Here is a 16,294-nt window from a genome sequence, read left to right as displayed (position 1 = left end):
TTGGAGGGGAAAGTTGGGTTAACTAAATTCTCTTTCAGAAAAACAAAGAGCGCCTTCCTCACGCTAAGCGCTCCTGTTTCGTTGTTTTTCAAATTGTATCTCTGGGCAAAAAGCCTGCCCCCACAAGGCATCAACTAATACGACTGCCTGTATATCCTCGGCAGCCTTCTGCCCGAGACAGAGCCCGGCAGGTTGATCCCCACAATGCCCGCGGCCATGCCTATAAGCGTGTACGCGCCCAGGCGTCCGGCCAGGTCCAGGTTGCTGAAAGCACCCAAACCGTTAAAAAAGGAAAGCAAAGCAAAAACCAGCCCGTAGGCTTGACCGACCAGCGCGCCGTGCAGCCAGCCAAGATTTTGGACCCTTCTGCCGGCTGTCAGCCCTCCAACAAAAGTTCCCAGCAGCGACGCCCCTTTAAGCAGCCAGGAAAAATAAAACACCCCCGATGAAGAAAACATGACCCACAGCCCCAGAATCAGGCAGGCCGCCATTGTGGCGCCGATTGCCCAGACAAGTCCCAGGCAGACCACAGATAAATTAATCATTCTGGAATTGCCGCCTAAACGCCTGTTCCAGAACACAAATGAAAGACCCTTCATCCCGCTCCACCTCCTATTAAGGACAACCTTTACTAATAATTATGCCGGCAACCAACCGGATATTATCTTTTTAAGCCCGTTTTTTCCTAAATTTGCATGAAACCCGGACTAGAAAAATATTATGAAAGGGGGTGAAAAAAATGATCAGGAGAGTCCAGCCGGTTTTGATACTGGCCATTTTGTTCATCATCAGCTGCGTTTTTGCATTCAGTTCCCTTTTTTTAAAACATGAGCAGGAGCAGCAGACGGAAAAACCCGTGCGGATAAGAGTCTTTGAAGACGGGCGATCGCTGATGTATTTGCCGCAGTATATCGCTGTAAGACAGGGCTTCTTTAAGCAGGAAAATCTGGATGTTGAAATCACAACCGTCTCAACAAGGGAAAGTTTGCTTTATTCGCTCGCCGAAGGCCGCTGCGATTTGGCGGTTACCGGCCTGGAATATGTAATTTGCAAAAGAGCGGAAGGAAAAGGAGATCTGACAGCCTTTGCCGCCCTTGCCTGTAGAGATATTTCTTTCTTAATCAGCCGTGAAATAACTGATAGTTTCGAGTGGTCTTCTTTAAAGTACAAAACCGTGGTAACCGGCTTTCCTGGAGACAGAGGAACGGTGCTCTTTAAAGGAGTCCTTGTTAAACACGGACTGGTTCCCAACCACCAGGTAACCCTGTATAACAACATTCCGGAATCTTTTCAAACCGGGGCTTTTGAAAGCGGCACAGGGGATTTTGCTCTGGTTGAAGAACCCGAAGCGTCACGCATAGAGGTAGAAGAGGCAGGCAGGATTGTGGCCTCGCTGGGGGAAGAAACCGGGGACATCCCTGCGGCAGTCTGCCTGGCAAATAAAAAGTATTTAAAAGAAAATTACAATATCATGGTCAGGTATGTGCATGCGTTAAACAACGCCCTGCTCTGGATGAATCAGCAAAGCACGTCCGGTATAGTCAAACTCGCCGGTCAGGATTACCCGGACGTTGATCCCGGCATGCTTGCCAAAGCAATTGACCGCTGCCGCAAACTGGGCGCCTGGCCGTCAAAATCGGCAATTGATGCATCCGATTATAACAATCTTCAGGATTTTTTGGTTGAAGCCAGGGAAATACCGAAAGAGATTCCTTATAAAAAAGCGGTGATGAAAGTTTCTTAACGAACCAGCCGGTCAACGAGCATGGCCATGAAGAGCAGAAAGAGATAGGGGCTGGAAAGCTTGTAAAGCAGCCAGGCCTTTTTGTTCATGTAAAAGAAAAAAAGATACAGGTTTCCCGCCAGTATGGCCAGGCCGCTGATCAACGCGGTCCAGAAATAGATGGAGCCAAAGCCGCCGTATGCATAGATAAGCATTGACACGGCAATCATCAGTACGACAGTGAGCAGAATGTAGGTGAGGGTGGTTTTTATGCTGTACACTGCCGGAAGCATGGGGACCTTCACAAAGCGGTAGTCATCCTTGAAATATATCGCCAGGTTCCAGATATGATTGGGAATCCACAGGACAACCAGCACAGCGATCAGTAAAGACATCTGATCAATTTTGCCCGTCACGCAGACCCAGCCAAACAGGGCCGGCAGGCCTCCGCTGAACCCGCCAAGAATGATGTTCCAGACTGTTTTTCTTTTCAGCCAGAGGCTGTACAGGCCGACATAACCGGCCATACCCAGGATAATGCAGATTAAAGCGGTCAGGTTGATGTAATACGCAATGATCATGGCAGCCAAAAAGTGCGCCGTTCCCCAGTAAAGGGCTTTGGTGGCGGGAGATATCCGGCCGTCGGGAATGGGCCTGCGCTTGGTGCGTTCCATCACCGCGTCAAGATCCCTGTCCACGTAACAGCTTATCGCGTTAACCCCTGAACAGGCAAGCGTAATCGACAAGATCGCCTTCAGCCATAAAAGAGCAGGAAGGTGTATCCCTTTAGCGGCAATAAACATTGTAACTATAGAAGTAAAGACAAGCAAAAAAACCGATCTGGGCTTGGATACTTCTATGTAGTCCCTGACCGACTTCGCAAGGACCATCAGGCGAAGCTCCTTGCGCTTTATGGTCACTTCCATGAAAATTCCGCACCTGACTTTTAAAAATAACTAAATAGTTGCTAATAATTATAACCTTTGTCGAATTAAATAACAAGCATTGAGAGCTATATGTGACTATCAAGGCTGTCGATAATCAGCGGATAATGTTATCACCCAAAACTGATCATCGTTTTAAATAAGTCAATTTTTTCAATAAGTCAAGCCTGACCCCCGCTACCCCCAATAAGTCAAGCCTGACCCCCGCTACCCCCAGAAAATTATTTTGGCGGGCGTATTATGTTGTAGAGAGCTAGAATTATTAACCAGGAGGAACAAGCACTATGGCGGAGAAATAGCAATTAAAACAACTTGCTGCAGACAGGTGATCCTGGTTTGAATGTAATCAACAAAATTGCTTTCGGAGAAGAATATCTTGTTGCCGCTAAAGAAGGTGATCACGCGGCCCGGGAAGAAATACTGGAAGCAAACAGAACATTTATCTATAAGGTCGCCTGCCTGTTTTGCCGCAAACGGCTTCATTGGGGCCAGGATGACGAGCTAAGCGTAGCCCTGATTGCCTTCAATGAGGCAATTGATAAATACTTGGAGGGAAAAAATGTCCCCTTCCCTGTATTTGCCAGGATGGTGATCAAGCACCGCCTGATTGATTACTTCCGGAAAGAAAAAAAATTAACAGAGGTAAGCTTTGAGGACGATTCCTGGCTTATCGAAGAAAAACGCCTGGCCCAGGAGACGCTGGACGAAGAAACGATTATCCGGGAGCGCAGGGATGAAATTAAAGATTACGAAACGCTTTTAAAAAAACACGGGCTTAACCTGAAGGAACTGGCCCGTTCGACACCGAAACATAAACCGACCTGCCGCCAGTTCATCGGCGTAGCCGCCAGGCTGGCTGAAGATAAAAAAATGTTTGCCTATTTCGTAGAAACGTCAAAACTGCCGCTTAAAGAACTCGAACTGGCCTGCGGCATACCGCGCAAGACGCTGGAAAGGCACAGGAAATATATTGCCGCCATATGCCTGATTTTCGGTTATCCGGAGGAGTTTACCCACCTCCTCTCCTATCTGAAATTATAAAGGGAGCTCAGAACGCCTTGAACGGACAAAAGGGATTGATTTTAAAAAGAGAAAATGAAGATTGCTTTGTCCTGACCCCTGACGGCATGTTCAGAAACGTCCGCTCTTCCGGAAAGACGCAGGTCGGAGAGGAAATCTTTCTTCCTGCCAGGGCGGCCGGTTTCAAACGGGTTCTCCTTGCAGCCGCAAGTATATGTCTGCTCGCCTTCTGCTGCCTGTTTTACCAGATAAATATAGCCCAGGCGGTCACCTTCGTTTCCCTGGACTTTGATTCAAGTCTGGAAATGGGCTTAAACCGTTTTAATAAAGTAGTCAGCGTTAAAGCGTTTGATAAGGATGCCGAAAAAATGCTGAAGAAGGTAAACATAAAAGGCCAGCAGGTTGACCAGGCGGTTAAAACCATTTTAAACCAGGCCCGTACAGACGGATATCTGGTTTCATCACCTGAAGAAAAGATCCTGGTGGCGGTTTCACCCGTAAAGGACGGGGTTGCGCAAAAAGTCACCGCCAAAGAAATAGCCGGGCTGGCCAACCATGTTTTAAGCCAAAACGGAGTTCAAGCCACGATCATATCTTCCTCTACAGACTCGAAAAGCCACCAGGAAGCCGGGGAAAAGAAAATCTCCCTGGGAAGGTATATTCTGCTGGAGGCGGCTGAAGAAGAGGGAAAGATAATCACCCTGCAGGAAATACAGGAACAAAAACTGGCGGATATTGAAGCAAAGCACGAGCTAAATCTGGCAAGGACCTTCTCAGAGCCAAACAACGGCAGGAAACAACTTGTTATGATCACCAGGCCGTTACAAGAACAAACGGCTGAAAAATTAAAACAACAGTATCCGGAAAAGAAAAAAATAGCGAACAATAAAAACCTTGACCCTGACGTTAATCTGCTATTAGAGCAGTCGAATAAGAACAAGGCTGTTACTAAAAAAGTTTATTCAGCCCCGGTAAACAAAGGAGATCAGAATGCGTCATCAACAGATAAGAAGACATCATCAACAGACAAGACATCATCAACAGATAAGAAGACGTCATCAGATAAGAAGACGACATCAGATAAAAAGACGACAACATCAGATAAGCATCAGAAAGAGTCAACAAAGGATCAAAAGGAATCATCAAGCAGTAGCGGGCTGTGGGAAGGTCTTTCCCCTATCTGGAAGGAATTATGGACTAAAAAGTGAGCTTCCTCAACGCTGTGCTTTTCGTTTAAGTAAAGTGTGGCCAGCGCTTCACCCCGGCTGACCGGTTCACCAATTTTTTTATGCAGAACAATTCCTGCTCCGTGATCAATCTTACTCCCGGGGGTCCTCCTCCCAGCCCCCAGCAACACGGCCGCACGGCCGATGTCTTTCGTCTCAATCCCCCGCACAAAGCCTTCCCCGCCGGACAGGACTTTCTCCTGAACTGAGGCGGCGGGAAGCTTTTCCGGATGATCAATAATTTCAGGATCTCCCCCCTGTGCCCGGATTAATTCTTTAAACTTTAACAAAGCGCTGCCGTCTTTTAGCATTACGGACAGTTTTTGTACGGCTTCCTCAACTCCGGCAGCCCTGCCCGCTAAAACGATCATCCTGGCGCCCAGGGCAAGACAGAGCTCTTCAAGATCCGGCGGCCCCTGGCCCTGGAGAGCCTGGATCGCCTCCCGCACTTCCAGCGAGTTGCCGACGGCATAGCCCAGAGGCTGGTTCATATCGGTAATCACGGCAGTGGTGGTCCGGCCGAGCGCGCGCCCGATGGAGACCATCAGCCTGGCCAGTTCGTATGTGTCTTCTTTTAAAGGCAAGAGCGCCCCATTACCGGCCTTGACATCAAGTACAATCGCATCCGCCCCGACGGCTATTTTCTTGCTCATGATGCTGGACGCGATCAGCGGAATAGAGCCTTCTGTGGCTGTTGCGTTCCGCAAGGCGTAGATCTTTCGGTCGGCGGGGACAATGCCGGCCGACTGTGCTGAAACGGCTACGCCGATATCCCTGACCTGGCGGACAAAAGTATCTTTATCAAGGGCAGTTTGAAAACCCGGAATTGACTCCAGCTTGTCAACAGTCCCTCCGGTATAGCCCAGGCCGCGCCCGGACAGTTTTGCCACCGACACGCCAGCCGCCGCAACAAGCGGCGCCAACACAAGAGTAGTCTTGTCCCCAACCCCGCCGGTGCTGTGTTTGTCCACTTTTAAACCCGGAATGCCCGAAAGGTCTATTTTCTCCCCGGATTCAGCCATCAGGCGGGTTAAAGCGGCAGTTTCACCGGAGTTGAGCCCTTTAAAGTATACCGCCATTAAAAAAGCGGCCGTCTGGTAGTCGGGAATATCACCTTTTGTGTAACCGCTGACAAAATAGGCAATTTCTTCGGGCGAAATTTCCAGGCCGTCGCGTTTTTTTGCAATTAGGTCATACATAAGTATCTGCCTTTCTGTCCAGAAAATAATCTTGCAATAGGACGCCGTTATTCATAAGTGAGCGGTTTTGCAATGTTCCGCTGATGCGACACTAGCTACAAAGATGAAAACACATCAAAAAAGGAAGGTCAATGCCTTAAGTGCGATTTTGAGCCTTCATTCAAAGAACGAGTGAACCCGGGGATAAGCGAGGGAAGTGTTTGAGGCGCTTAAGCGCCGAGTTTTGACCGAGCCCGAGGGTGAACGAGTTCGTACAAGCATAAGAGGCGAACATGAGCACGTAGGCAGTTGACCTCCCTAACACAGATTTATTTCTAGAATAGTGTAAGAAGTAGTCCCATATAAAAATATTTCTTCATCTGTTGCCTTTCTTGCCGCCTTTGCAGCATCGTCTGGCCCTGTCCGAAGCAAGCCGATTGGCGGCGCCGGCACGAAGCATTTAGCGAACGTTGAATACGGCGGCTTAAACGAATTAATCATGATTGATGCTCGCTTCTTAAGATCTGCCCTGCAAAGCTTCTGCCCGAAGGCATGCCGAATCCGAACATTTCTGCGACGGAAGCAGCAAGATCGGCAAAAGTTTCCCTCGTGCCCAGGCTAATCCCCGGCAGAACAGGCGCCCCGGCTGCCAGCAGGGGAACATACTCACGTGTATGGTCGGTTCCCGGGGTGGTCGGGTCGCAGCCGTGGTCAGCCGTGATAATCAGAACTTCGTCATCCCGCAAGCTGCTGATGATTTCCGGAAGCCGCCTGTCAAAAGCTTCGAGCGCGTCCGCATACCCGCGGACATCATTACGGTGCCCGTAAACCATGTCAAAGTCGACCAGGTTTGTGAAGATCAGGCCCCGCTCGCTCCCCTGCATCATCTTGATGGTCTGGTCAATCCCGTCCATGTTGTTTACCGTATGCACAGCCCTGGTGATGCCCTTTCCGGCAAAGATATCCTCGATCTTGCCGACCGCCAGAACGGCCAGACCCCTTTCGACCAGCATATCCAGCAGAGTAGGCCCGGTAGGGGCCAGCGAGTAGTCATGGCGGCCTGCAGTCCGGTGAAAACTTCCTGGCCGGCCGATGAAAGGCCGCGCGATAACCCTGCCCACGGCGTGCTCACCGCAAAGCAGTTTCCTGGCAATGCCGCACATCCGGTATAACTCTTCCAGCGGGATTATCTCTTCGTGGGCGGCGATCTGAAAAACGCTGTCCGCCGACGTGTAGACTATAGGATAACCCGTATGCATGTGCTCCGGGCCCAGTTCCTCAATAATTACAGTTCCGGAAGCAGGTTTGTTGCCCAGTGACGGCCGCCCGATCCGCTCCTCAAACGCGCTGATCACTTCGGGAGGAAACCCATCGGGGTAGAGGGGAAAAGGCTTGTCCAGAATAAGCCCGGCAATTTCCCAGTGCCCTGTGGTAGTGTCCTTTCCCGGCGAGAGTTCAGCCATTTTGCCGAAAGCCCCTGCAGGCTGCGCAGCCGGAGGAATCCCGGGAAGGTCTAGTATATTGCCCAGGCCAAGCCTGGCCAGGTTGGGCAGATACAGGCCGCCCGCTTCCCTGGCGCAGTGAAGGAAAGTATTGCTTCCCTCGTCGCCGTATTTGTCCGCGTCAGGCAGGGCGCCCACCCCGGCGCTGTCTAAAACAACCAGAGTCACCCTGCTTATTTTTTCTGCCATAGAGTCCGCCTCCTAAAAGCTGGTTTATTCATAGTACGCCCTGGGATGAACCCTGTCATAAATTTCTTTTAATCTTGCCCTGGTCACATGGGTATAGATCTGGGTGGTGCTGATATCCGCATGTCCGAGGAGTTCCTGCACCGATCTCAAATCCGCCCCGTTTTCCAGCAGGTGGGTGGCAAATGAATGGCGCAGGGTGTGCGGTGTGACTTCCTTGTTTATGCTGCCCTGCCTGGCATACTTTTTGATAATTTTCCAGAAGCCCTGCCTTGTCATCCTGTCTCCCCGTCCGTTAAGGAAAAAAGCTGAGGTCAGCTTTCCCCTGGCCAGTTTTGACCTGCTCCCGTAAAGATATTCGGTAAGACTTTGATGGGCGGCGCTCCCGAAGGGTACCATCCTTTCGCGGGCGCCCTTTCCGAAACAAATAATAAAGCGATGGGTTAAATTTACTCTGTCCATGTCCAGGGAAACCAGCTCCGAGACCCGGATCCCCGTGGCATAAAGAAGCTCGAGCATGGCCTTGTCCCTTACGCCGACAGGCTTAACGCCACGTGGCTGGGCGAGCAGCGTATCCACTTCCGCATTGGTCAGAAAACGGGGCAGCCGCTGGGGAGAACCGGTTGATTCAAGGTTTGCCGTCGGATCGGTCAAAAGCAGGTTTTCGGTTAACAGAAAACGGTAAAACCTCCTCAGTGCAGAAAGCCGTCGTGAAATGGTAGCATGCGCCAGTCCCAATTTTTTTTGCCCCAGGAGGTAATGAATCACCGCCTGGCGGTTATTTTCCCCCAGCGGGTCACGATTGTGTTTTTTGCAGAAAAGATCAAAAAGCTGCAGGTCGAAGCGGTAAGAAACAAGCGTATTCTCCGACAAGCCTCTTTCGATTAAAAGGTAGTTCAGAAAGTTTTCGATTAATATTTCCAAATGGGATCACCTGTTAAATTCTGACCAGTTCGTAATTCCTTGTTCCCAGCCCAATCCATTCAGCGTAATCCAGCTGGTACTGCCAATTGATCTCCGGGTAAACGGCGCGGAACTTATCCCGGACATCTTCCTTTCCGCCAAGAACCGAACCGGGCAGGGCTTTTTCCTGGTTGACCAAATCGACACAGGCCGTGTCCAGGGCCACCGGATCTGTTGAAGCCAGGATGCCTATGTCCCGGACTATTGACGCATCCGTCCAGCTTGTACAATCGCAGTCCGGGGTAACATTAATCACGAAGTTGATGAACCCGGCCTTGCCCTGCTTGTTTTTCAGCGCCCCGGCTGCGTATTCGACGATCTTTTCCTGAATCACACTGGGCTCTGTTTTCCAGTTGACGTCAATCGCCCGCGACCGGCAGGTTATGATACATTCCCCGCAGCCTATACATTTCTTTTTGTCTATAACCGCCGTTTTTTTGTTTTCTTTCGAATCTTTCAGGGTAATCGCCTCTCCCGGGCACCAGGAAGCGCACTGGCCGCAGCCGGTGCATCTTTCGCTCCTTACCAGCGGTGAAATATCGGAATGCATGGCCAGTTTTCCTGCCCGTGAACCGCAGCCCATCCCCAGGTTTTTTAAAACACCGCCAAAACCGCACAGCATATGGCCTTTGAAATGGCTGAGCATGAGCAGAACGTCAGCATGGTAAATAGCCGAACCTATTTTTACTTCTTTGAAGTATTTCAGATTGACCGGCACGCTAATGTAATCCTTGCCGTTCAGGCCGTCGGCAATAATCAGGGACGCGGCTGTTACCGCGTAGGCAAATCCATTTTCGATTGCGGTCTGCAGGTGATCAATAGAATTTTCCCTGCTGCCCGCGTAAAGTGTGTTTGTATCGGTAAGAAAGGGTTTTCCGCCCAGTTTTTTAACCTGATCAACTATATTGCGGACAAAAAGCGGATTGAGGTAGCCCGTGTTGCCTTTCTCCCCGAAATGGAGCTTTACGGCAACCAGGTCCTTTTTCGAAATCAACTCCTCAAACCCTGCCTTTTTAAATAGTTTGGCAAGTTTATCAAAAAGATTTTCACTGTGCCTGGCCCTTAAATCAGTAAAGTAAACCGGAACCATTTTCTCATATCCTCCCGGTCTTTTTAATTTTAATAGCTATTTCTACAAATAGATAAGTTTTCCTTTAATTAAAGGCCGGTTAGAGTATATTCTGTTACAAAACAGGCGTTTCAATTAATCCGGAGCTGACTCCGGTCAGCCAGGGCGTGAAGTAAATCTCAACAATGCCGGCGCAAATGGCGACAGCCAGAACAACTGTCATGATCGCTGTATAACCGACCAGGCAGCTGAGCAGTTTGATCCTGAAATTTGTATAACGGCGCAGTGAAAGCAGGGCAAAAGACAAAGCGGCTGTCCCGCCGAAAAGAAGGGCAGGCAGGTAAAGCAGATTCTGGGGAAGAATGGTAACGGCGGCTAAAAGAAGACCGTTCACGGCCATGCTCTGGGTTAAAAAAGAGATCGCAAAACCGAGAATAAAACCGCGTACAAAGATCAGGGCCAGGACAAAAGGAATTCCGACGAAGGAAAGGCCAAAAATATACAGCAGGATTATGACAAGGATGTCTGTAAAGATTTTGCCTCCTGCGGCGCCGGCTGGAATGGCTGACAGCTGATCTGCCTGAGCTGCGTACGCCTGGATATGTTTGCTGAGTTCCTCAAACTGTCCAACGGAAAGATGGTTGACGCCAAAAACCCCGAACACGGCGCCGGCCAGGAAAACCGCCAGCACAAGCAGGTATTGCGGCCAATTCTGTTTCCAGCAGTTCCTCCAGAAGACTGTCCAGGCTTTCCACATTTTTGTTCCCTCCCCAAAAACATGTCCACTGACACTTTATTGCGGAGGGACCAGTTTTATAACCCTCTTAAAAAATATTAATTGCAAGTATTTAAGTAAAACCGTCCCCCTGTATTTATTTACTGCCGCAAGCAGGGCAGCGGGGGCTTTTTTTAATGGGCAGGCTGTATAATTCCATGGCCAAGGCGTTATAGACCAGTAGCCTGCCGGCCAGCAAATCCCCCTGTCCAAGAATATATTTCAGGACCTGAGTGGCCTGAATCAGTCCAATAATCCCAGGCAGAACACCGATCACCGGCGCGGGTTTGGCCATGTTCCGGGGTTCTTCCGGGTAAAGACAGCGGTAGCACGGCCCTTCTCCGGGCAGAATTGTCATTACCTGCCCCTCCATACCAGTGACCGCGCCGTAAAAGAGAGGTTTTTTTATTCTTAAGCAGGCTTCATTCAGGATAAACCGTGTTGAAAAATTATCCGTGCAGTCTACAACCAGGTCGCTTTCATCGATCAATTCCACTGCGTTTTCAGAAATCAGCCTTTCGCAGAAAACCTTCACTTCAACAGCGGGGTTTAAGGACGATATTGTCCGCTTAGCCGATTCGGCCTTATACATTCCGATCCGGTCCGAATTGTGCAGGATTTGACGGTTTAAGTTGCTTATTTCCAGCTGATCGTCATCCACGACAGTTATTTTCCCAACACCGGCTGCGGCCAGATAATAAGCAACCGGAGAGCCAAGCCCGCCGGCGCCCATGATCATGATCCCGGCCGCTTTAATTCTCTTTTGCCCTTCCAGGCCCACCTCCGGTAAAAGAAGTTGTCTTTTATATCTTTGCATTTCTTCTTCTCTTAAGATTGGACCGGTTTCAGACATGCTTTTATCCCCCTGACGCTATTGTTCAATGCCTCTGAAAGTCAGCTCCGGGTACTTGAACATTTCAGCAAACTTCTGACGGGCCCCTTCCCTGACCTGATCAGCTTGGAACTCATCCAGGTTATGTGAGGCGATCCACTTTTCAAGAAGCGCTCCGCCGGGCGACCATTTTTCCACGGTCTCCCTCTCATAGACCCAGGCTTTGATCATAATGCCATGCTCTTTTATGATCGCCCAAACATCATCCCTCTGCCTGTCGTCGCAGTAAACACAAATCACACATTCTGTAAGACCAAGGTTTGTAACCGGCGTACGGTCATACTTGATGCATGGAATTATCTTCTGTTCCACGTAAGTGTCCAGCGCCCTTGCCAGGGCGTCAATCTCTTTCGGGCTTCCGAATGAAACAAATTTTCCCCAGTGTTTCAGGTATTCCTTATTGGTCAGATCTTTACCCTTGTAATTTATATAATTGTACCGTCCATTTACGTGATTGGAATGAAAAACAAAAATAAAATGGGAATCAGGTTTGTTAATAATCATCAAATACCACCCTTTTCCTGAAAATATTTTTAATAATGTTTTTAACCTGCCGCAGCTGCGGGAATAATTGCCATTTCATCGCCATTATTCAATTTGGTTTCGACACCCTGAAGATAGGCAATATTTTCCCCGTTGACGTAAACGTTAAAACTGTCCAGTGGTTTGCCCTGCGCATCGCACAGTTTTTCCTTGAAGCCTGGGAAGAGATTATCCAGTTTCTGCAGACAGTCCGATACGCTTTCAGCTTCACATTCAACTGTTTTATTGTTCTGTGTAAAGCTCCCCATTGATGCGGGAAATCTTATCACGATGCTCATTCTCTATACCTTCTTTCTTAGTATTTTTCATGATTTGAAGCTTTATTGCTCAACCCCTCTGAAAACAGCGTTTTCGTCCTTAAACATCTTCTCAAACCTTGCCCTTGAACCATCCCTGACTTTTTCTGCTTCTTCTTCATCAAGTCCATGCGAGGAAATCCACCTCTCCAGAAGGTAACCGCCAGGCGACCACTTTTCCATGGTCTCTCTCTCATAAGCCCAGGCCCTCAATTCGACCCTGTGTTCTTTAAGAATTTCCCAGACCTCGTCCCTCTGCCTGCCGTCACAGTAAACGCAAAGCACGCATTCCTTCATTTGGAGTCTTTCAACAGGGGCCCTGCCAAACTTTATGCAGGGAATCATCTTTCTTTCCACGTAGGGGTCCAATTTTTTAGCCAGTTCATAAATTAGCAGGTAAGAAACCAATACCCTATGGGAAAACGGCATTATCAACGCTCACTCCGATGCTCCGCGCCGACAGCAGTAAGGCTCGTTACGGATCGGACTAACGGTGCTGCAAAGGCAGCTGCGCTGCTGGTTTCGCACCGTTGTCCGATTAGCCTCGCTTCGTGGTTGCTGCTACAGGCGCTACGCAAGTCGTGCGCTTTTGAAAAAGCCGTTTTCCTTGAGCCATGCCTACCTGAATATTTTCTATTATAATCATTAAGTTGCCCTATTATGAATTGGTAAAACATTTAGACTATTATGTTCTTAAATTAGATTATATCTCTTGTCATTCCAAGTAGCAAGTTATAAATATAGCCCGTTGCGAGAACATCCTCCAGCGAGTTGCTGCTGGAAGCTATTATGGCAATATCCGTTTTAAATTCCAGGGCAGCTTTCAGGGCCCGATCGGCCGCAGCCGCAGCGGGGAAAATCCCCCTTTTTTTAGCTGTGCGGGCAATTGTACCAGTTATAACTGAAGGTGAGCCCGCTGCTACGGCGGCATCAAAGGCCACCCCGCCGCTGCTGGTTGCGGCTATAACTACGCGCCCTTTGATCTCCGCTAATTTTACCGTTTCTGCTCCCAGGTTCGGCAGCACCGCCTCAACTGCGGCCCCGCTTTCCCTGATTCCTCCCAGTACCTTTTGAATGCCGGACAGCCTTTCGGTATCAGAACCTACACGCGGCTCCGCAACCAAAACTACACCCGTATTTGAGGCACAGGCCAGTCTGCCCGCTTTAAGGCCGACTCCGGCAGGATCCAAGGGTACAGGCGCCCGTGCCGCGTCAGGAGCGGCGCCGAAAACAGCCAGCGCCCCCTCGTCAAGCATTGCCTCCAACGTCGTGGACATATCAATTACGTCCACAATAACTACCACCTGTCCCAAACCGGCGGCCTTTGCAGAGCCGCTTGCATCCGCCGCGGCGGTTATAATCATAAGTCAGCGCCTCTCGAATTGTTTATTAAGGAAGCCGCATATACACCGGCAGCCCCGGCGGTCAGAAAAAATTCCGGGTCCTTCTCCTGGTTGCGTCCCATTGTGCTTACTGCCAGGCCGAAATCTGCGACGGCCCGCATTGTTATGGAGGCGTCCAGGAAGACCACACTGTGCATATCCTGAATGCCGCTCTCAGCTATCTGCCTGGTTATAAACGCTTTCTTTTCTTCTTCAGCCTCCGCAAACGGAACAACACACGGGACGAGCGCAACTTTTCCCAGCGCTGTCCGGGTATGGTGGCTCAAGCCCTTGTGCCTTTCCCTCGGATCCGCAAAACTGACCCGCGGCACAGCCACGGCACGGCCGCCCAGCACTCCCGCCGCATTAACCAGTTCCCCCTGTTCAAGACCGGTATGGCCGAACTCGGATTCGGTCCCCACTATGCCGGGTCCCATCGAAGCAATGATTATGTCCGCTCCGGCTGCTTTTGCCGCCAATAGGCCGCTGTATATATTTACAGCCTCGATATCTCCCCCGAAGGCATGTCCGCAGGTAACAGTGGAGGACAGCAGGCCTTTTTCTTTAAGATCAGTTACCTGGCGGCTAAAGGCGATAGGCAGGGAAGCCCCGTCAGTCATCATGTAGACAAGCTTAACTCTGTCCCCGCAAAGTCTGGCGACTACAGCCGCTATCGGCCCGAGCATGCTGTGCAAAGAGCAGATAATTACGGGAGTTCCGCCAAGTGACGCAGTTTTTCTGAAAAGGTAATTCAGGGGGTGTTCTTTTTCCTCTATTGATAAAACTTTTACCTGGGAGGGCGTGTAACGGACTTTCATGATATGGCCGTCCCCGGCGGCGTCTTTATTGGCGCAACCCGAAACAGCCATGACAAAGTGGGTTCCGCCCGTACCCAGCCCCCTGGAAACCGCCGTTGTGTTTAAAACAACCAGGTCTCCGGGCTGAACCGGTCCGGTCAGGTCCTGATAGTTGACCGCCCGTTCCAGTCTTCCTTCGACTTCGACTGTCAATTCACAAATTCCCGGCCTTACCCGAAGAATTTTTTTTACTGTGCCCGAACGTATCCGGATCACCTGTCGCAACGCCCCAATCGGTCAAGGTAATTAAGCAAACGGTTGTCTGAAATTATTTTTGTTATTGAATACCTTTCAGATAAAAGATGAAACACCGCCAGGACTAGCAAATAACCCAGCAGGGCGGGTTTATCCAGTACCCACATCGCGGTTATCCCCAGTACCGCTCCCAGGGCATTGGATCCCGAATCACCCAACATCGCTTTTGCCTTGAGATCTGTATTAAGATAGGCAAGCAGTCCGCCAAACAGGGCAATTAAAAAAAACAGGTTATCCTGCTTCCAGCCCAGCGCAAGCAGAAAAGCCGCGATTAGGATAAATCCCTTGCCCGCCCTGCCCGGTCTTAGATCTAAAAGGTTGATCGTGTTGGCGGACATCGCAATAACCAGGGCGTAAGCAAACGCCCACCATGAAAAATCAAACGTCAGGGCCGCCAGCAGTGAAACCACAGCGCCGCCCAGGGCTTTCAAGGCGCCGGTATTAAGCTCTTTTTTAAAAAGCAAAACTTTAAAATGCCCCGCCAGACCGCCCACTTCCCTGGAGCCCCAGACATCGTCAATAAAACCAAGGAAGGCGAAAGAAGTTACAATTATAAAGTAGATCAGTGCGTCCTTAGTGTTATTAAACAATAACAGGTACATAAAAGCAATAAACGGGCTGATTAGAAAAAAAATTAATCCCGCAGCGGCGGGAATACTCTGACCCGAATAGTTGGGCCTTAAAAATCCTGCTTTGCAAATCATTTTGAGTAAAACTGGCAAAAGCAAACAGGTAAATATAACGCCGGTTAAAAATGAGGACAAGTATGCCCAATATAAGGAAGCCGTCAACATTCTGCGCCTCTTTTTCGCCGGCCGATGCCTGCCAGTACCAGGGCTACATGCCAGAACTGCTTCCCGCGGTGCATAAACCCTTTCCAGTTCTGGCCTGTTTCATTATGGCGCATGTTCACAGGCACTTCAAGTATCCTGAAACCCTGTTTTGCAGCAGTGATCGTCATACTGACCTCGACACCAAATCCCGCCGCAAAAGGCGCTGTTTTTTCCGCCACCTGCCGTGTCATTGCACGCTGTCCGGACAGCGGAGATTCCATCACCAAACCCGTATGGCGCCTGATGCCTTCCCTGGCCAGCCCTTTTACCAAACCGAAGCCGCCTTTACGCTTACTTTTTGGAAAACGGGCAATGGTCATATCGGCGATATCGTTCATTACAGGGTCAATCAAACGTTTTGCCTCGGCTGCGCTTGAACCAAGGTCGGCGTCTAAAAAAACGATGATTTCCGCTGTCAGTTCCTTTATCCCACAGTTTAAGGCCTCTCCTTTGCCTGAATTGGCAGGCAAAGATATAACATTAGCCCCGGCAAGGCGGGCTTTTATTGCTGTGTCATCAGCCGAACCATCGTCTATTACAAGGACTCCGTTAATTTCAGGCAGATCAAGGATTGCGCTGACAGTATCCGAAATCCTTTCTTCCTCATTGTATGCAGGGATTAAAACCTCAACTGTTTTACCTGACGGCAT

18 protein-coding genes are annotated in these 16,294 nt (G+C 49.7%); 3 read left to right on the top strand and 15 right to left on the bottom strand.

What is annotated here, in order from left to right:
- Window positions 1–134: 134 nt before the first annotated feature.
- Window positions 135–599, bottom strand: coding sequence for a TIGR04086 family membrane protein (locus DEH07_03385; protein ID HBY03583.1), 465 nt, complete (start codon window positions 597–599; stop codon window positions 135–137).
- Window positions 600–739: 140 nt separating this feature from the next.
- On the opposite strand from DEH07_03385, the gene DEH07_03380 reads away from it, so the two are divergent.
- Window positions 740–1,744, top strand: a complete 1,005-nt coding sequence (locus DEH07_03380; protein HBY03582.1) for a hypothetical protein — start codon at window positions 740–742, stop codon at window positions 1,742–1,744.
- On the opposite strand, the gene cyoE is transcribed toward DEH07_03380, so the two are convergent.
- Window positions 1,741–2,649 (bottom strand): protoheme IX farnesyltransferase, encoded by a 909-nt coding sequence (cyoE, locus tag DEH07_03375; protein HBY03581.1) that lies wholly within the window; start codon window positions 2,647–2,649, stop codon window positions 1,741–1,743. The two genes, DEH07_03380 and cyoE, sit on opposite strands and share 4 nt — an antisense overlap.
- Before the next feature lie 330 nt (window positions 2,650–2,979).
- Between cyoE and DEH07_03370 the strand changes: the two genes are divergently transcribed.
- Together DEH07_03370 and DEH07_03365 are read left to right on the top strand one after the other, a co-directional pair.
- A complete protein-coding gene (locus tag DEH07_03370) occupies window positions 2,980–3,708 on the top strand; it encodes a hypothetical protein (GenBank protein ID HBY03580.1) in 729 nt (242 codons plus the stop codon).
- A complete protein-coding gene (locus DEH07_03365) occupies window positions 3,648–4,895 on the top strand; it encodes a hypothetical protein (GenBank protein ID HBY03579.1) in 1,248 nt (415 codons plus the stop codon). The genes DEH07_03370 and DEH07_03365 overlap by 61 nt, the downstream gene beginning before the upstream one ends.
- Here DEH07_03365 and deoA read toward each other — a convergent pair.
- The 13 genes from deoA to DEH07_03300 form a co-directional block, all read right to left on the bottom strand.
- On the bottom strand, window positions 4,817–6,118 hold the full coding sequence (deoA, locus tag DEH07_03360) for a pyrimidine-nucleoside phosphorylase (protein ID HBY03578.1): 1,302 nt from the start codon (window positions 6,116–6,118) through the stop codon (window positions 4,817–4,819). The genes DEH07_03365 and deoA overlap by 79 nt on opposite strands.
- A 470-nt stretch (window positions 6,119–6,588) precedes the next feature.
- On the bottom strand, window positions 6,589–7,782 hold the full coding sequence (locus DEH07_03355; GenBank protein HBY03577.1) for a phosphopentomutase: 1,194 nt from the start codon (window positions 7,780–7,782) through the stop codon (window positions 6,589–6,591).
- Window positions 7,783–7,806: 24 nt separating this feature from the next.
- A complete protein-coding gene (gene xerD / locus DEH07_03350) occupies window positions 7,807–8,703 on the bottom strand; it encodes a site-specific tyrosine recombinase XerD (protein HBY03576.1) in 897 nt (298 codons plus the stop codon).
- Between the two features lie 13 nt (window positions 8,704–8,716).
- On the bottom strand, window positions 8,717–9,832 hold the full coding sequence (locus tag DEH07_03345) for a 4Fe-4S ferredoxin (GenBank protein HBY03575.1): 1,116 nt from the start codon (window positions 9,830–9,832) through the stop codon (window positions 8,717–8,719).
- 94 nt (window positions 9,833–9,926) lie between these two features.
- Window positions 9,927–10,568: a stage II sporulation protein M gene (gene spoIIM, locus DEH07_03340; protein HBY03574.1), complete on the bottom strand. Its 642-nt coding sequence runs from the start codon at window positions 10,566–10,568 to the stop codon at window positions 9,927–9,929.
- Window positions 10,569–10,683: 115 nt separating this feature from the next.
- The gene (locus tag DEH07_03335) at window positions 10,684–11,439 is read right to left on the bottom strand and encodes an adenylyltransferase (GenBank protein HBY03573.1); all 756 of its coding nucleotides are present in this window, start codon (window positions 11,437–11,439) and stop codon (window positions 10,684–10,686) included.
- A gap of 18 nt (window positions 11,440–11,457) precedes the next feature.
- Window positions 11,458–11,982: a hypothetical protein gene (locus tag DEH07_03330; GenBank protein ID HBY03572.1), complete on the bottom strand. Its 525-nt coding sequence runs from the start codon at window positions 11,980–11,982 to the stop codon at window positions 11,458–11,460.
- A 41-nt stretch (window positions 11,983–12,023) separates the two neighbouring features.
- The gene (locus DEH07_03325) at window positions 12,024–12,299 is read right to left on the bottom strand and encodes a molybdopterin synthase sulfur carrier subunit (GenBank protein HBY03571.1); all 276 of its coding nucleotides are present in this window, start codon (window positions 12,297–12,299) and stop codon (window positions 12,024–12,026) included.
- Between the two features lie 42 nt (window positions 12,300–12,341).
- Window positions 12,342–12,746, bottom strand: coding sequence for a hypothetical protein (locus DEH07_03320; GenBank protein HBY03570.1), 405 nt, complete (start codon window positions 12,744–12,746; stop codon window positions 12,342–12,344).
- Between the two features lie 269 nt (window positions 12,747–13,015).
- Window positions 13,016–13,681, bottom strand: a complete 666-nt coding sequence (locus tag DEH07_03315; GenBank protein HBY03569.1) for a hypothetical protein — start codon at window positions 13,679–13,681, stop codon at window positions 13,016–13,018.
- Entirely contained in the window at window positions 13,678–14,772 is a 1,095-nt protein-coding gene (locus tag DEH07_03310) for a DUF3866 domain-containing protein (GenBank protein HBY03568.1), read from the bottom strand. Before DEH07_03310 ends, DEH07_03315 begins: the two co-directional genes overlap by 4 nt.
- On the bottom strand, window positions 14,769–15,605 hold the full coding sequence (locus DEH07_03305) for a hypothetical protein (protein ID HBY03567.1): 837 nt from the start codon (window positions 15,603–15,605) through the stop codon (window positions 14,769–14,771). The genes DEH07_03310 and DEH07_03305 overlap by 4 nt, the downstream gene beginning before the upstream one ends.
- Window positions 15,599–16,294 carry a glycosyl transferase gene (locus DEH07_03300; GenBank protein HBY03566.1) on the bottom strand — a complete coding sequence of 232 codons (696 nt, stop codon included), beginning with the start codon at window positions 16,292–16,294 and terminating at the stop codon, window positions 15,599–15,601. The genes DEH07_03305 and DEH07_03300 overlap by 7 nt, the downstream gene beginning before the upstream one ends.

The organism is Desulfotomaculum sp. (genome assembly GCA_003513005.1).
Classification (GTDB): Bacteria; Bacillota; Desulfotomaculia; order Desulfotomaculales; family Nap2-2B; genus 46-80.
This window is presented reverse-complemented; position numbering and strand designations above follow the sequence as displayed.

Excerpts from the sequence above, each read along its gene's own strand:
- DEH07_03385 (HBY03583.1), bottom strand. The coding sequence starts at position 599 with ATGAAGGGTCTTTCATTTGTGTTCTGGAACAGGCGTTTAGGCGGCAAT.
- DEH07_03380 (HBY03582.1), top strand. The coding sequence starts at position 740 with ATGATCAGGAGAGTCCAGCCGGTTTTGATACTGGCCATTTTGTTCATC.
- cyoE (HBY03581.1), bottom strand. The coding sequence starts at position 2,649 with ATGGAAGTGACCATAAAGCGCAAGGAGCTTCGCCTGATGGTCCTTGCG.
- DEH07_03365 (HBY03579.1), top strand. The coding sequence starts at position 3,648 with ATGCCTGATTTTCGGTTATCCGGAGGAGTTTACCCACCTCCTCTCCTA.
- DEH07_03355 (HBY03577.1), bottom strand. The coding sequence starts at position 7,782 with ATGGCAGAAAAAATAAGCAGGGTGACTCTGGTTGTTTTAGACAGCGCC.
- DEH07_03345 (HBY03575.1), bottom strand. The coding sequence starts at position 9,832 with ATGGTTCCGGTTTACTTTACTGATTTAAGGGCCAGGCACAGTGAAAAT.
- spoIIM (HBY03574.1), bottom strand. The coding sequence starts at position 10,568 with ATGTGGAAAGCCTGGACAGTCTTCTGGAGGAACTGCTGGAAACAGAAT.
- DEH07_03335 (HBY03573.1), bottom strand. The coding sequence starts at position 11,439 with ATGTCTGAAACCGGTCCAATCTTAAGAGAAGAAGAAATGCAAAGATAT.
- DEH07_03330 (HBY03572.1), bottom strand. The coding sequence starts at position 11,982 with ATGATTATTAACAAACCTGATTCCCATTTTATTTTTGTTTTTCATTCC.
- DEH07_03325 (HBY03571.1), bottom strand. The coding sequence starts at position 12,299 with ATGAGCATCGTGATAAGATTTCCCGCATCAATGGGGAGCTTTACACAG.
- DEH07_03320 (HBY03570.1), bottom strand. The coding sequence starts at position 12,746 with ATGCCGTTTTCCCATAGGGTATTGGTTTCTTACCTGCTAATTTATGAA.
- DEH07_03315 (HBY03569.1), bottom strand. The coding sequence starts at position 13,681 with ATGATTATAACCGCCGCGGCGGATGCAAGCGGCTCTGCAAAGGCCGCC.
- DEH07_03305 (HBY03567.1), bottom strand. The coding sequence starts at position 15,605 with ATGTTGACGGCTTCCTTATATTGGGCATACTTGTCCTCATTTTTAACC.
- DEH07_03300 (HBY03566.1), bottom strand. The coding sequence starts at position 16,294 with ATGCCGTCAGGTAAAACAGTTGAGGTTTTAATCCCTGCATACAATGAG.